Genomic DNA, 15403 nt, shown 5'->3' with positions numbered 1-15403 from the left:
AATATGGATCGTACTGAACCTTTTTTTTCAATAATTATCGTTGTATACAATGGTGCAAAAACAATTTCATCAGCTATAGACAGTGTGCTGGCTCAAGTATTTACAAATTTTGAACTGGTTATTATTGATGGCGGCTCCAAGGATAATACTACTTCCATAATAAAAAGTTATAGTAATAAAATCCACTTCTTCAGCTCTGAACCAGACCACGGTATCTATGATGCCATGAATAAAGGTATTGCGGCGGCAAAAGGAGAATACCTCTATTTCCTAGGATCAGATGACACCCTTTTCAATGAAAATGTATTACAACAAGTGGCTGATTCCATCAACCGGCACCCGGCTGATCTTATTTATGGTAATGTGCTCATGTCAAAATCCGGCCAACGCTATGATGGAGCTTTCAACTTTGCAAAACTGCTTACCAAAAACATTTCCCACCAGGCAATTTTCTATAAACGTACCATTTTTCAGCAGTTGGGCGGGTATAACCTGGAATACAAACTGCATGCAGACTGGGACTTCAACCTGAAATGCTTTACCACTCCAATAATCCGAACACATTTTATCGATGTACTTATTGCACGGTTTACCGAAGGCAATACCAGTTCAAAACCAGATCAGAATTTTATAAAATATGGATTAATTCCAGAAATCATACGTTACAATTCCCAAAACCGGCATTTCCTAGAGTCAGTTGCCAATTTTGATTTTCTATGGCGACAAATCAGAAATGCATCTATAAAAAACGCGCAGGAAATAAATCCCGCTGGTCTCAACGTTCCCTACCTGGACCCAATGATCAGGTTCCAAAATAAACTACCGCCAGCTCTTCTTGCCTCGGGAATTATTTCAAAAAGCATGATGACGCTCTGTTACCTATATTGTAAATTGAAAAAAGCAATATGAAACAATTGAGTATCATATATGTCAACTACCATAGTGAAGCTTACATAAAATCCAGCATTTTATCCTATATCCATACCACTCAACTTGATCTGGAAATCATTATTGTAGATAACTCCGCCTCAGAAGAAAAATTCATTCAGCTTCTGCAGGAGTTTCCTGCAATCCGATATATTAATGCAGGATACAATGCCGGTTTCGCCAGAGCAAACAATATTGGCATTTCCAATGCTTCTGCAACAAATTTGCTGTTATTGAACCCGGATACTTTATTGCCCAACAAGGTGCTGGATGAAATTTTCCACGACTTTAGCAACTCCACCTATGTTGCCGCAGGTGCCCAGCTCCTGAACGAAGACAAAACACCTCAAATCAGTGGAAATTATTTTGTTAGGGGAGGCCTCAACCACTTTCTGCCTTTACCAATTCTGGGTCAACTGCTCAAAAAAACGGCACTTCTTTTCAATGCCAAAAAAACCAATTTACCCGATTCCAATTCATTGGTAGATGTTGACTGGATCAATGGTGCGTTTATCCTGGTCAAAAAAGAGGTGATCGCTAAAGCAGGCCTGCTGGATGAAGATTTCTTTTTATACGCCGAAGAAATCGAATGGTGTTCAAGAATCCGGCAACATGGCAAGCTCGCCATTTTTGGCCAACATAAAGTTATTCATCTCGAAAGTGCATCAGCAAACGAAGCTTTCCAATCTTCCGGTAAAGGTTATTACAATCTCTACGACAAAAAAGGACTCCAGATTATGGTCTCCAATTTCCTGCGGATCAGAAAACAATATGGAATAACCTGGTTTCTGATTCACCTTGCAGTTTACTCATTGGAGTTGCCTTTATTATACATATCCAATGCAGTTCGCTTAATTCTGGGACGTAACCCTTATCCAAAAGGACTTGTCGCCGGTTATCGTAAAAACCTGGCCAGCCTTTACAAACTCAGTCCGAAAATGATCCGGAATCAACCCTGGTTTTACAAAGTGCTATGACACTGCGGGTGTTTCCTTCTTCTTCCGGTTTTCAACAACTGCGCCTGCTACCAGCAAGAGGAATAAGAGAATCGTACTCACAGTTGTAATTGTTTTACTCAACGCTACCGCCTTGGGTTCAAATTTGAATTCGATGGTATGCTGACCAGCCGGGATTGCCATCCCCCTCAACAGATAATTCGTTTTCACATGCGGAACCAGTTGGCCATCCAGGTAAGCGTTCCAACCTTTGTCATAATAGATCTCACTGAATACGGCGAACTGCGGACTCGCGGCTGAGCTCTTGTAGACTACCACATCGTTCTTGTTTTCAACCCAGGTGATCGTTGCTGTTGAATCGTATACAGGAGCCGCGCCTGCTGCTTCTTTAAATTTCTCCTGCACCACCGCAACCTCTCTTAAATTGGTACTGTCAAGCGCCTGGATCTCCGCATTTCCATCTGCCACAAACTGCAACTGCTTCACCAGCCAAACCGGTCCGTATGCATTCGGGTTCATTTGCACCACCGGCTGTCCATCCGCCGGATTTTGCATAATGAAATACCGGGTATTGAGCATATTGTACACTTCCATATTACCCTTGCTCAGCTGATGCTCGATCAGATCCTGGTACAGTCCCAGTTTAGCCGGACTATAACCTCCAATAGAATTATGGAAATAGGAAGCGCGTGCAGATTCAAATGGACTACCACCTGTTGCCCGGTCAAATACCCGATAAGGCTGTTTGGTGTCCTGCAGGATCTGCAGATCCGCAGCATTCGGACTCAATCCTGCTTCAAACTCTTCCTTGTCTACAAAATTATCAGCATTCAAATACCTGCGACCAACAGTAATCAGGTCCAGGGAAGATAAAGCCACAAGTGCAAGCAACACAAAAGATAACTTGATACTGCCTTTCGCATAATAATACAACAAGCCAACCGCTAATAATATCAAGGCAAGCGCGCGTAGCAAATCCTTGCCATAAATTGTTTGCCTGTCATCCTGCAAGGCTGATACCACCGATTGCGCAAAGGATTGAGCCTGTTGCTGTATTTCCGGACTCTGTTGGCCTTGCGCCATCATGCCGGTCAGCTGCTGTTTCAACTGGCTATCATTAGGGGAGGTGAAATCAGCCATCACATAAAAACCTATGAAAAGCACCAGTACGCCACCCAATATATAGCCTGCCAGTTTCAACTTCTTCCAGTCAAGTGTTCCTGCTTCTTTGGCTTCAATAAATTGCTGTAAACCAAGTCCCGCCAGCAATGGGAAAGTCAACTGCGGTATGATCAGTGCCATGGAGGGAGCCCTGAACTTGTTATACAAGGGCAAATAATCAAACAGAAAATAATTCAGGCTGGAAAAATTCTTTCCCCAGGCTAAGAAGATCCCAATTATCGTTGCGGCTATGATCCATCCTTTATGCCAGGATTTTACATTGATCAAACCCAATATAAACAACGCGCAGATGATCGCACCCAAATATACTGGTCCCGATGTGCCAGGCTGATCTCCCCAATAAGCAGGTAGCTGTTGAGCAAATCCATCCGCCTGATCCTCCGACATACCGGTTTTCTCCTGTATCACTTGCGATACTTTGGTGTCTTCCCCAAATTCACTGCGCGGTTTCCCTGCTACCACAGTGGAGGAACTGCCTCCGTATACTCTCGGCACCATAAAGGTCATGGTTTCACTGATCCCATAACTCCAGCCAAATGCATAATCCTTATCAAGCCCTCCTTTTGTAAGGTTGGTTGAATCTTTTCCAATGGTGATCTCGGACCTTCCGCCACGCATGGTTTCCTTCGCATAATCCTGCAGGGGATACCAGCTGATCGCATACGATGCAATCCCCAGCAATCCTGCCCCCAGTGCTACCAGTCCGCTTATGATTACTGGCTTAACATTCTTCGTGCGTATGGAATGCACGAGATACGCTACACTCATACAAGCCATGATGATCGCTGTATAATACACCACCTGGACGTGCTGTGTACTGGTTTGCAAGCCGAAAAACAAAGCCAGCAATCCCGCACCCAGCAAATACCTGCCCTGGAAAATCAGCACCAGGGAGGCGATCACTGCAGGCATATAGGCAATCGCCCACATTTTAGTATTATGTCCCACCGCAATGATCACCGGATCATAGGTCGCCCACGCAAATGCGATGGCTGCCATTGCTGCGATCAGTGGCTTTAGCCTGAAAACAATCCCCATGAAATAAAAACTGATACAGGCGAGGAAGAAAAAACTTACCGGCACCGGCATCCAGAGTGTTAGCAAGTTCTGTAAATAAATGGTTTGGATTACTGTGCCTTCAAATGCAATTGCAAAGGCCGGCATTCCACCAAACATACTATTAGTCCACAAGGGAAAATATCCATATTTCTCTTTGAATTCAAACGACTGTTGTGCCATACCCCTCCATCCCAGGGTATCATGCTGCTCTACTACCTTTCCCATCAGGGCAGGCTGACAATAGATGATAGCAATTACAAGAAAGGCAAGGACAGCATACAGATGTGGGGCGGCTTTTTTAAACCAGGCTGAATTCATACGAGCTTTTCAGTTTTAAGCCGGCAAAATAAGACATATTTTCAGAACCATAACCGCGCTTCCACAGCTTTGAGATAGTTCCTGACCAACCGGCTCACGGGTGTTTTCTTTATCCGGAAGGGTATTTTTAAAATAGCCGCGATACTCGAAAAGAAAAACCTGAAATCAAAGCCGGATTTCCGAAGGTAAAATCCAGACCATAAAAAAGCTGTTGTGATAAAATAACCTACCGGCAGGTATTTCCAGGCCACTTTGGATTTGTTCACCCACATCATGGATAACTGTACCGGCCTGGGTTTCCGGCCAAGTGGTGATTCCTTGTGAAACAACTCTGCGCGCCCATCATAACCGATGCAATAACCTGCATCCAGGATCCGGTAACTCAAATCATATTCTTCCATCCCGTAAAAAAAATCAGTGGGATAATCACCCGCCGCACGCCAGGCTTCCTTTTTTATGACATGTGCGCAGCCTACATAGTAGGCTGTTAAAAACCGATCCCTGTCTTTATACTTTTCAAAATTCTTATGTGGAAAGGCAGTTACCTGTATTTCGCGGTTATCATAATACCGCACTTTACAACCCATGGCTCCCAATGCACGATCTGCCGCAAAGGGTTGGTTCACTGCTTCCCAAAGTTTAACCAGGAACTGCGGATCTTCAACCACCACATCATCGTCCAGGAACAACATCCATTCTGCTTTGCTATGCGGCACTGCAAAATTTCGTCCTCCCGCCACACCCAAATTCCCCGGTGCATCTATAAACTGAACCGGCAGTTCCGGATGTACCTGCAAATACCTGTGCACTAAACCGTAATCTTCTGTGGATGCATTGTTCAGCAAAACAACATCTGATAAATATCGTTCCCGTTGATCCAGCCGCAGCAGGCTGTCCAACAGCTCCAGGGTATCACCCGGACGGTTATACGTTATAATTATTATGCTGAATCCCAACATGAAACACAAATTAAACTGATTTTTGCCGTATGGCTTTTTCTCAATTGAACAAATTAGCGGCGATTGGCAACCTGGCTTTCCTGATCTCCTTCCTGATGCGCTATTTCCCCCTCTTACAGGGAAGTGTAACCGAATCAATGATCCTGATAACCGGATTGGTTGTTTCTGTCGCACTCAATCTCGCCTGGATGGCCAGTTTTGTTTATCTGGGACTGGTAAAGAAATCCCGTCCCGAAATAAACATAATCAGCATACTGAATGTAATCGTTATTTTAGTTCAATTGTATTTACTCCTTGTATGATCCACCACATCGTTAAAGATAAATCTTCCCGATTGTTCATCATCCTGGCAGGCTTCTTCATTGCCAATGCCGTGATTGCTGAAATTATCGGGGTGAAAATCTTTTCACTAGAATCCACCCTGGGTATTGAAAAAGCCAATTTCACACTGCTGGGGGAATCCGGCCTTGCGTTTGATCTTTCAGTGGGAGTGCTGCCCTGGCCGGTGGTGTTTATCATGACCGATATTATTAATGAATATTATGGAGTCAGGGGAGTTCGGTTTCTCTCTGTGCTTACAGCCGGACTCATCAGCTTTGCCTTTTTTGTTTTTTATTTCTCCATTTCCATGGCGCCCGCTGATTGGTGGCAGGTGTCTCAAACCGATAAAGGCGTACCCGATATGCAGGCTGCCTATACCCAGATCCTGGGCCAGGGCATGAATATTATCATCGCGTCTTTAACAGCTTTCCTGGTGGGACAATTAACCGACGCTACTGTTTTTCGCCAGATCAAACGATTCACGGGAGAAAAAAGAATCTGGATGCGCGCTACGGTCTCCACTCTCTTTTCTCAACTCATTGATACTGTTGTTGTATCTTATATCTACCTGTATTTTTCGTTGGGTTTCAGTTTTCCCAGAGTCACCGCTATCGCGATGGTTGGCTACACCTACAAGTTCACCATCGCTATTCTTTGCACGCCGCTGATTTACCTTATTCATTACCTGATTGAACGGTATCTCGGTAGGGAAAGAGCTGCCAGCATGAAGCAGGCCGCCCTGGGTTTGTAAAATCTACGTTAAAGCGTCATTTGCTCTTAAACGCTGGCCATCAATGATGGTCTATTGAAGTACATTGGTTAACCTAAAGCTTCAATTATGCGCCAGCTTTACCTATTTTCCGGTTTCCTGTTTGCCTTCCTCGTGACTGCAACCGGAAGTTTTGCCCAATCCTGGCCGGTCAGCTTTGACCTTTCAGGGGGCGATCGCCTTAAAGTGTATGAACCTCAGCCCACCAGGCACAACTCCGGTGAACTGGTCTTTCAATCTGCGGTAGCCTACTATCGCAATGAATCCGGCGAACCGGTTTTTGGGACCTTATGGGCAACTGCCTACACCCAGGAACAAGGTTCTTATGAGCGTTTTATGCGGATGACGGTCTCGGCTTTGAAATTTCCAGCCGAAATAGACGAAGCTACAACAGGCCGTCTCTCCAGGGATCTCGAGCAGGCTATTCCTGAACAGCGCGTCCTGTTTTCCAAAGACCAGCTGAAAAAGGGATTGGAATTGCAACAGCAAAAAGAAAAACTGGCCGGCGATTTCAATAACAAACCTCCCAAACTCATCTATCGGGATAAACCCAGTTTGCTGGTAATCGTAGATGGCAATCCCATCTGGCAAAAGAATGAGAACTGGGGCGTTGAAGCAGTGGTGAACTCACCCAATACCATTGTGAAAAGCAATGGGAAAATCCATATCTACGGAGGCAATTACTGGTATTCAGCCAACCGGCTGGATCAGTCCTTTACCTATACTGCCAATCCACCTTCTAACCTGGATCGCATTGCTGCGGATGTTAAAGCAAACGCTGAAAAGAGCCAGGAGACTGCTGAAAAACCAGAATTTGATTCAGAGTTTGATGAAGATGAATACAAAGGTCCGGTTGCAGAAGTGCTCGTAAGTACCGAACCTGCTGAACTGATTCAAAGCAGGGGAGAAGCTGACTTTAGTCCTATCTCCAATACCAATCTATTATACGTAGAGAATTCACCGAATGAATTGTTCATGGATGTGAATTCACAACAATATTATGTTCTCCTTTCTGGAAGATGGTATCGTTCTGCATCTTTAAAAGGAAACTGGCAATATATTCCTGCCGAACAGTTGCCACAGGATTTTGCCAATATTCCCGTAGGTTCTCCTAAAGACAATGTATTAGCCAGTGTGCCGAATACCCCTGCATCCCGCAATGCGCTGATGGATGCCGAGCTTCCTCAAACGGCCAAGGTTGACCGAAGAACTGCTACCGCTTCGGTTGACTATGATGGTGATCCGGAATTTCAATCCATTGAAGGTACCCGCATGGATTATGCAGTCAATACAAACGCAACTGTAATTCGCTATAAACGCAGGTATTACCTGGTAGACAATGGAGTATGGTTCCAGTCAGGAGCTCCTAATGGTCCCTGGGTAGTGAGTACTGTTCGTCCGGATGAAGTGGATCTGATCCCTGCCCGTTACCCGGTTTATCCTGTCAAATATGTGTATATCTATGATGTGCATCCGGATTACATCTATATGGGATATACCCCGGGTTACCTGAATACTTTTGTTTATGGTCCTACCGTAGTATATGGTACCGGATTTTATTATCGTCCCTGGTTCCGCCGCTATTATTATCCAAGACCTTTTACCTGGGGTTTCAATATGCACTATACCCCCTGGTATGGCTGGTCAATCGGTTTTGGCTATCGTACCGGCTGGTTTAATGTGGGATATGGTTACCATCGCCCCTGGAATCACTGGCATGGTGGCTGGTGGGGTCCTTCAGTATATCGCCCCGCTTATTGCGCACCCCGCTATCGTCACTATGGCTATTATGGATACCGAAACAACACCCTGATTGTAAACAATTATTATTACGGAAACAATTATCGTAACTACCGGTACAACAATGTCTATCATTCGAGGCCTGCTATAACTACCAGGGATAACCGCAGATATTACGGTGGTAATTATTCCGGTAATTACAATAACAGGAACAACAATGATCGCTACAATGGTAACTCCAATCCAGGTGTAAGGCCCAACCGGAATTATTATGGTAGCAACAGAGATCGCGAATACAATAACCGGAACAATACTCCTAACAGAACTACAGAACCTGGCCGGGTGAATCCCAACCGCAATAATAGTTATGGCAATACCAACCGGCCCGACAGAACTTATCGTCCGGGTAACCAGGGGAACCAGGGTAATACAGGAAACCGGCCACAGAATCAACCGGGACAACGAGCTCCAATCACCCGGCCTAGTGGTCCGGAGAGAATGGAACGTTCAGGTCGCCCGCAGATCAGCCGAAATGAACCTCAACAACGCAGGCCGGAAATTAGAAGAGAAGCACCATCTCGTCCATCTGGTGGTAACCAGGGCCGGCCGAATGGTGGTGGTGGACAAAGGAATCCAGGAGGAAACTCCCGACCAGAACGCAGAGGAAACTAAACATCCTTCCCCATGATATAATCATCCATGACGAACCCATTACCAATATCAAGGACAACTTCCTCTTCAATTTCGAAGCCCATGGAAGTATAAAACCGAACAGCTTTGTTTTGTTTGTTCACATTCAGAACCAGGTGCGCGCCCTGATGGGTGCGCACTTCTTCTTCTACCATATCCAGTAAAGCGCGACCAATTCCTTTCCCATGCATGGAGGGCAGTACATAGAGCTTGTGTAATTTCCAGGTTGCGTCCTTCAATTTACTATAGGCTGCAAAGCCAACTTCCTGGCCTTCAATTTCAGCAATGATAAACTGGTGTTCCTGGGTTCCCATCTGCTGCTCCAGCGAATCCGGACTATACATCAGCTTAAGCATATACTGAATCTGCTCTTGTGGAATAATGGAACTGTATACTTCCGGCCAGATGGTATGTGCCAGGTAACCGATGGTTGGAATATCATCCTCGTCCGCACTTCTAATAACTAATGCTTCACTCATTTTTTAACGCAATTTCCTGATGCAATTTAATGGCTTGCCAGGAAAGTTTTACTGCCACCAAAAAGGAAAGTACCGCTGTTCCAAAAAGCAGGCCGGAGGAGACCCTGGCGGTGATCGTATTGTCCTGCTGAACCAACAGAAACAGATCGTACAGGCCATGAAATAGAACAGCTAAGAGAAGTCCCCTGATCTTGAGGCCCCATTCCCTTTCCTTTCCCACGAATCGCGCCAGCCCAAAATAATACCCCATCAATACACCAAAGGTGGCATGGGCCGGAACCGCCAATACCATTCGCATCAAACCGGTTTGCCAGCCAAACTGTAATACATAACCGATATTTTCAAGCGTGGCAAATCCCATAGAAACCATCACGCCATACACGATGCCATCAAAGGGTTCATTGAAAAAAGCGCGCTTGTAGGCATACACACGAACCATCAGCCACTTCATCAGTTCTTCTGTAAAAGCCACCACTACAAAAGCGAGTAAACTGTAATAAAGCCATCCCTCTTTGGGCAGAAGCTGATCCAGCAGGTGAACCCCGGCAGTTTCAGCCAGCAAAGTGGGCAATATTGCCAGCATCCCTAATAAAAATGAAATAATCAACGCTTTCAGTGGTTCCTTTTCCAGTTTATCTGCTGAATAAATAAACCACATGATCGCGATACCGGGAGCCAATGCAAGGGCCAACAATTCCATAGAAGAGGTTTGCTCTGCTGAAATTAGTGAATTAATATTGAGATAGAATTTACAACATGCGAGGGCTACTGCTTTTTTTATTCGGATTTATGTTCTTAACTGCTGATGCCCAGCAATTCGGTGGCCATCCCCTTAACCAGCGCTGGTTACAGATTAAGTCGCCCCGTACCCAGGTCATCTTCCCAACCGGATGGGATTCCACCGCCTTGCGCGTGGCCTCTATCATGGATAAGATTGACAGTGCTGCTGCTTTTCCATTAACCAGGAGAGTCCCCGTTCTACTTCAACACCATACCACCCAATCAAACGGGTATGTGGCTTTGGCACCTCTGCGCAGTGAATGGTATATGACTGCCCCCATCAATGGGTTTGAGTTGGGCAGTCTGAACTGGCCGGAACAACTGGCTCTGCACGAGCAGCGACATTTTCAACAATACCTTCGGTTTAACCGGGGTGGTGCAAAAGTTTTCAGATTCCTGTTAGGGCAACAGGGACAGGCACTCGCGAATGCTATTACCATCCCCGACTGGTTTTTTGAAGGGGATGCCGTGTTTCAGGAAACCCTGTTAAGTGAGCAGGGCAGGGGGCGTATGCCTTCTTTCTTCAATGCCTGGAATGCACTTCAGGAAGCAGGCAAACAGTATTCGTATCAGAAACTGCGCAATGGATCCCTGCGCGATTTTACCCCCAATCATTACCAGTTGGGTTACCTGTTGCTTCAATATGGCCAACAACAATACGGACTTTTTTTCTGGGATAAAGTAAGCAATGATGCTGCCGCCATGAAAGGTGTATTTTATCCTTTTCAAAAAGCGGTTAATCAATATAGCGGTATAACATTCAAAGAGTTTCGGAAGAAAGCCTTGGAACTGAATCAGGACACCGGAAAGTTTCAGCCGGTTGTCAATGAAGAAAATCCGGTGTACACAGAAAATGGCGACTTGCTGTATCTACGCTCTAGTTATGCTGAATTACCTGCATTTTATTTGAGGTTAAAAACAGGTGAGGAGAAAAAGATCCGCGTGCGCGATCAAAGCCTGGATTCCTATTTTTCCTATGCCAATGGTAAGATCCTCTATGCGGCATACCAGCCTGATACCCGCTGGGGATGGAGAGATTATTCAGATTTGAAATTGCTGGATATTCAATCCGGCAAACAGGATCGTATTACCACCCACGCCACTTATTTCACGCCAGCGCTTTCCTCAAGCGGAGATTCCATTATTGCCGTTCTGCAGGATGCGACCGGTAAATCCTCCCTTCATTTATTGACTGCCGATGGGAAACTGCTGAAAGAATTTCCGAATGATTCAGGTTATATCTATTCCTTTCCCCGATTTGCTAAAAACACAGTACTAACGGCCAGCAGGAACCGAAAAGGAGAAATGACCATTCATTCTATTGACCTGGTAACCAGTGAACACAAAGCTCTCTTTAACTGGTCCAACCATATTATCGGTTATCCTATGCCGGTAGGCGACTCGGTTTTCTTCACCATGTCGGTCAATAACCGCGATCAGACAGTACTCTACCATGATGACAAACTGGCTTTGCTGGAAACCGTCAACCGGCTTACGGGCAACTACCAGCCAACTGTACTTAATCAGGCCTTCACCAGCATGCAGTTTACAGCGCATGGCTATAAGCTAAATACAAATCCTGTTACAGTAAAGGAATGGATTCCTGCAGAACAAGTCCTGGCCCTGCCCATGATTCAGCAGGAAGGTTCTCAATATAATGAGGCACCTATATCCTTTCTAAGTTATCAAACAGATACATCCCTGAAAATCAAACCTTATAAAAATATCAGTGGTTTTTTAAATTTTCATAGCTGGACACCCTGGTACGAGGAACCTGAATTCAGTCTGACTGCCCACTCCCAAAACTTGTTGAATAATTTCCAGACCAATCTATCTGCCACCTACAACCGAAATGAAGGCTTTACCAGGTTGGGCGTCCAGTCGGTCTTTGGTGGTTTCTTTCCTTATATCCGGGCAGGTTTCGATTACACCTTCAACCGGCAGGCCCTTTTTCGCAATCGAACCATCCGCTGGAATGAACTGGAACTAACTGCCGGTTTACAATTGCCCCTGAACCTGAGCAGCGGCAGGCAGTTCAGTTCCCTTATTGTTTCATCCGATTTTGTTTTCAATCAACCCTGGTTCCGGTTACCGGAAAAAGATTCCCTGGGCAATCGTTCCTATTCCTACCTGAATAACCAGTTGGTTTTTGCTATTCAATCACAGCAAGCCCGACAGCAGATCTTTCCCAAGTGGGCCGGTACCATTCGCATACAATTCAGAAATGCCATTAATCGGTACTCCTCACGGCAATGGTTAGCTGCCGGTAATCAGTATTTCCCGGGATTCGCACGCAATCACAGCCTGGTGCTGGGTTGGGCAATTGGTGGTCGCGATAGTCTGCCAGGTATTCGATTCAGCAATAATTTCCCTTTTGCACGGGGATATGAAACCCTCAACCTGTTCCGCATGCAGCGCAGTGGAATCAGTTACCATTTCCCGATTGCTTATCCGGATGCCGGACTCGCACAAATTGTCTACCTGCTTCGCGTGCGGGCAGCTGCTTACTTCGACTGGGCCAGGGCAAAAGATCCGCAACTGTTCAGGCAATCCGGTTGGATTAATTTTAGATCAACCGGACTCGAATGTTATTTTGATACCCGGTGGTGGAACCAGTTACCTGTTAGCTTTGGTATTCGCTATGCCTACCTGTTAGATCCCGATCGCATGGGTGGTATGGGCTCCAATCGCTGGCAGTTTATTCTGCCTATTAACCTGATCCCATCCGGGGCAGGCAAATCAGTACAGGAGAAAAAGAAGCAATTTTCAGTATTTTAGTCTTTCTTTTGCCCAATCCCCCAAAGCTTCCAGTATGAAACGATTGCTTTTTCTTTTGCCCCTTGCACTGCTTTTTATTGGCTGGATGGCCACCCAACAGTCCAATCCAACCAGCTGGATCCGGATCAACCAACTCGGTTATCTTCCCCAGGGTACCAAGGCTGCTGTATGGGCATCCAAAGAAAATCAATCGATCTCCACTTTTCAACTGGTGGATGTGGCTACCGGAAAAAAAGTCTTTACCGGTAAAGCCGGCACTGCATTCGGTGCCTATGGTCCCTTTCAACAATCCTATCGCCTGAACTTTTCTGCTTTTAAAAAACCAGGCCGTTATTACCTGGAAGCAGGGCAGGCCCGCTCACCGGAATTTGTAATTTCCGATACGGCGTATAAAGGAAGCGCTGATTTTTGCCTGCGTTACATGCGCCAGCAACGTACCGGTTTCAATCCCTTCCTGAAAGACAGTTGCCATACCAGGGATGGTTATACGCTGTATGGTCCCATGCCCGACAGCACCCATATTGATGTTGTTGGTGGTTGGCATGATGCCACGGATTACCTGCAATATGCCACCACCTCCGCCAATGCTACCTATCATCTCCTGATGGCTTATCGCGATTTTCCAACTGCCTTCACTGATTCCAAACAGGCAAACGGACTCGATGGCAAAAATGGAATTGCGGATGTGATGGATGAAGCCAAATGGGGATTAGACTGGTTGCTTAAAATGCACCCGCGGCCAGACTGGATGTTCAACCAGATCGCCGATGACCGTGATCATATCTCATTAAGAATGCCAGCTCTTGACAGCCAGTATGGCCGAGGTTATGAACGCCCGGTATATTTTATCAATGGTGAACCACAACAAAGAGGAAAATTCCTGAATAATACAAAAGGCACTTCTTCCACCGCCGCCAAACTTTCTTCTGCTTTTTCATTGGGAGCAACCCTGTTTCAGCATAACAACCTATCCTACAGTAAGCTGCTGACTGAAAAAGCTACTACCGCCTACCAATACGCGCTGATCAAACCTGGGGTTACACAAACTGCTTCTGTAAAAGCTCCTTATATCTATGCAGAAGATAATTGGGTTGATGATATGGAACTGGCAGCCGCCCAACTCAATAAACTTTCTGATGCGTTATCCTATGCGCAACAGGAACCCATCACTCCCTGGCTGGGAAAAGATACCGCGCATCATTACCAGTGGTATCCTTTTATCAACCTGGGACATTTTGAACTGGCCAAAAGAGCAACCGGGACAGAGCGCGCAACTGTATTATCTTATTACCAACAGGGACTCGAATCGGTTTGGCAGAAAGCAAAACAAAACGCTTTCCACCGGGGCGTACCTTTTATCTGGTGCAGTAATAACCTGACTACTTCACTCGCCATCCAGGGTATCTGGTACAAACAACTGACCGGTGATGCCAAATACGATGCACTCACGCAAGCCAATATCGACTGGCTCTTTGGCATGAATCCCTGGGGCACCAGCATGGTGTATGGATTGCCTTCCTGGGGTGATACACCCGTGGATCCGCATTCCGCTTTTACACATCTGAAAAATTATCCCATAGATGGCGGACTGGTAGACGGACCTGTTTATGGTTCCATCTATGGTAACCTTATCGGTATCAAATTATTTAACGAGGATGAATATGCGCCTTTCCAAAGTTCCCTGGTAGTGTATCATGATGATTATGGTGATTACTCCACCAATGAACCTACCATGGATGGAACAGCATCTCTTATCTATTTGTTAGCTGCGCTTGAATCGCAGTTGAAGTTCGCAAAGCCCTGAACTTAAAAATGAACCACATGTTCCGTGTGTTGCGGCTTCTTGTGAATCCAGTGATTGATCTGCCGATTGAGCAATGCAGATCCACTGCCCACCAGGGCACCTGCCAGCACATCTGTAGGATAATGCACACCTAAATACATCCTCGAATAACCTACCGCGGATGCCCAACCGAAGGCTGGAACCGCCACATACCATTTGGGATACTCCAGGTAGAGTGCTGTAGCAGTTGCAAATGCCTGGGAGGTATGTCCGGATGGAAAAGAGGGACTGCCACCTGCCCCCGCTTTTGGAATATCTGCAGGATACTCATTAAAGGGTCGGTTTCGATTCACAGAAAATTTCAAAGCAGCTGTAATCCCGGTTGAAATCACAATTGTTTTGCCCACATTCCAGACAGCTAATTTCATGTCTTTGTTTCCGGAAAGTTGTCCGCCTATCAACAATCCCGCCGGTACTCCCAAACTGATCCAGTTGGTGCTGTTGGAAATAAATTGCTGGAATTCCAGCGGTTCATGCCTTCGATGCTCCGCCAGCTCCACTAATGTTGAGCGATCAAATGCAGGAGCCTGGGCAAAAAGACAAACAGGTAGCCAGCAACCCAGTTGCAACACTACCTGTTTCCAAATACGATTATTCATACA

Annotated in this window: 12 protein-coding genes; 7 read left to right on the top strand and 5 right to left on the bottom strand. The window is 45.8% G+C overall.

The features are described from left to right. Positions 1-3 precede the first annotated feature (3 nt). Positions 4-909, top strand: a complete 906-nt coding sequence (locus MD536_RS04770; RefSeq protein WP_239596274.1) for a glycosyltransferase family 2 protein — start codon at positions 4-6, stop codon at positions 907-909. Beyond that, a complete protein-coding gene (locus MD536_RS04765) occupies positions 906-1904 on the top strand; it encodes a glycosyltransferase family 2 protein (RefSeq protein ID WP_239596273.1) in 999 nt (332 codons plus the stop codon). The genes MD536_RS04770 and MD536_RS04765 overlap by 4 nt, the downstream gene beginning before the upstream one ends. On the opposite strand, the gene MD536_RS04760 is transcribed toward MD536_RS04765, so the two are convergent. Continuing rightward, positions 1899-4442 (bottom strand): YfhO family protein, encoded by a 2544-nt coding sequence (locus tag MD536_RS04760; RefSeq protein ID WP_239596272.1) that lies wholly within the window; start codon positions 4440-4442, stop codon positions 1899-1901. The two genes, MD536_RS04765 and MD536_RS04760, sit on opposite strands and share 6 nt — an antisense overlap. A gap of 41 nt (positions 4443-4483) precedes the next feature. After that, a complete protein-coding gene (locus MD536_RS04755) occupies positions 4484-5401 on the bottom strand; it encodes a glycosyltransferase family 2 protein (protein ID WP_239596271.1) in 918 nt (305 codons plus the stop codon). Positions 5402-5430: 29 nt separating this feature from the next. Between MD536_RS04755 and MD536_RS04750 the strand changes: the two genes are divergently transcribed. From MD536_RS04750 to MD536_RS04740, 3 genes are all read left to right on the top strand, one after another. Further along, positions 5431-5703, top strand: coding sequence for a hypothetical protein (locus tag MD536_RS04750; RefSeq protein WP_239596270.1), 273 nt, complete (start codon positions 5431-5433; stop codon positions 5701-5703). After that, positions 5700-6473, top strand: coding sequence for a queuosine precursor transporter (locus tag MD536_RS04745; protein WP_239596269.1), 774 nt, complete (start codon positions 5700-5702; stop codon positions 6471-6473). Before MD536_RS04750 ends, MD536_RS04745 begins: the two co-directional genes overlap by 4 nt. A gap of 87 nt (positions 6474-6560) precedes the next feature. Further along, positions 6561-8903: a hypothetical protein gene (locus tag MD536_RS04740; RefSeq protein ID WP_239596268.1), complete on the top strand. Its 2343-nt coding sequence runs from the start codon at positions 6561-6563 to the stop codon at positions 8901-8903. On the opposite strand, the gene MD536_RS04735 is transcribed toward MD536_RS04740, so the two are convergent. Continuing rightward, the gene (locus tag MD536_RS04735; RefSeq protein WP_239596265.1) at positions 8900-9400 is read right to left on the bottom strand and encodes a GNAT family N-acetyltransferase; all 501 of its coding nucleotides are present in this window, start codon (positions 9398-9400) and stop codon (positions 8900-8902) included. The two genes, MD536_RS04740 and MD536_RS04735, sit on opposite strands and share 4 nt — an antisense overlap. Further along, positions 9393-10100: a PrsW family glutamic-type intramembrane protease gene (locus MD536_RS04730; protein WP_239596263.1), complete on the bottom strand. Its 708-nt coding sequence runs from the start codon at positions 10098-10100 to the stop codon at positions 9393-9395. Before MD536_RS04730 ends, MD536_RS04735 begins: the two co-directional genes overlap by 8 nt. Positions 10101-10156: 56 nt before the next feature. Here MD536_RS04730 and MD536_RS04725 point away from each other — a divergent pair, with 56 nt between their 5' ends. Continuing rightward, complete coding sequence (locus MD536_RS04725; protein WP_239596262.1) at positions 10157-12958, top strand: TolB-like translocation protein; 2802 nt, start codon at positions 10157-10159, stop codon at positions 12956-12958. Between the two features lie 34 nt (positions 12959-12992). Further along, complete coding sequence (locus tag MD536_RS04720) at positions 12993-14762, top strand: glycoside hydrolase family 9 protein (protein ID WP_239596260.1); 1770 nt, start codon at positions 12993-12995, stop codon at positions 14760-14762. A gap of 2 nt (positions 14763-14764) precedes the next feature. On the opposite strand, the gene MD536_RS22030 is transcribed toward MD536_RS04720, so the two are convergent. Further along, on the bottom strand, positions 14765-15400 hold the full coding sequence (locus tag MD536_RS22030; RefSeq protein ID WP_317208104.1) for a phosphatase PAP2 family protein: 636 nt from the start codon (positions 15398-15400) through the stop codon (positions 14765-14767). Positions 15401-15403 lie beyond the last annotated feature (3 nt).

The organism is Flavihumibacter cheonanensis, from assembly GCF_022352215.1.
In the GTDB taxonomy this organism is placed as follows: domain Bacteria; phylum Bacteroidota; class Bacteroidia; order Chitinophagales; family Chitinophagaceae; genus Flavihumibacter; species Flavihumibacter cheonanensis.
The sequence above is the reverse complement of the archived record's forward strand: the minus strand, read 5'-3'. Positions and strand labels throughout refer to the sequence as shown.

Bases quoted from the DNA above. Each gene is read 5' to 3' on its own strand.
- MD536_RS04725 (WP_239596262.1), top strand. From the start codon at position 10,157: ATGCGAGGGCTACTGCTTTTTTTATTCGGATTTATGTTCTTAACTGCT.
- MD536_RS04740 (WP_239596268.1), top strand. From the start codon at position 6,561: ATGCGCCAGCTTTACCTATTTTCCGGTTTCCTGTTTGCCTTCCTCGTG.
- MD536_RS04745 (WP_239596269.1), top strand. From the start codon at position 5,700: ATGATCCACCACATCGTTAAAGATAAATCTTCCCGATTGTTCATCATC.
- MD536_RS04735 (WP_239596265.1), bottom strand. From the start codon at position 9,400: ATGAGTGAAGCATTAGTTATTAGAAGTGCGGACGAGGATGATATTCCA.
- MD536_RS04760 (WP_239596272.1), bottom strand. From the start codon at position 4,442: ATGAATTCAGCCTGGTTTAAAAAAGCCGCCCCACATCTGTATGCTGTC.
- MD536_RS04730 (WP_239596263.1), bottom strand. From the start codon at position 10,100: ATGGAATTGTTGGCCCTTGCATTGGCTCCCGGTATCGCGATCATGTGG.
- MD536_RS04765 (WP_239596273.1), top strand. From the start codon at position 906: ATGAAACAATTGAGTATCATATATGTCAACTACCATAGTGAAGCTTAC.
- MD536_RS04750 (WP_239596270.1), top strand. From the start codon at position 5,431: ATGGCTTTTTCTCAATTGAACAAATTAGCGGCGATTGGCAACCTGGCT.
- MD536_RS04770 (WP_239596274.1), top strand. From the start codon at position 4: ATGGATCGTACTGAACCTTTTTTTTCAATAATTATCGTTGTATACAAT.
- MD536_RS04755 (WP_239596271.1), bottom strand. From the start codon at position 5,401: ATGTTGGGATTCAGCATAATAATTATAACGTATAACCGTCCGGGTGAT.
- MD536_RS04720 (WP_239596260.1), top strand. From the start codon at position 12,993: ATGAAACGATTGCTTTTTCTTTTGCCCCTTGCACTGCTTTTTATTGGC.
- MD536_RS22030 (WP_317208104.1), bottom strand. From the start codon at position 15,400: ATGAATAATCGTATTTGGAAACAGGTAGTGTTGCAACTGGGTTGCTGG.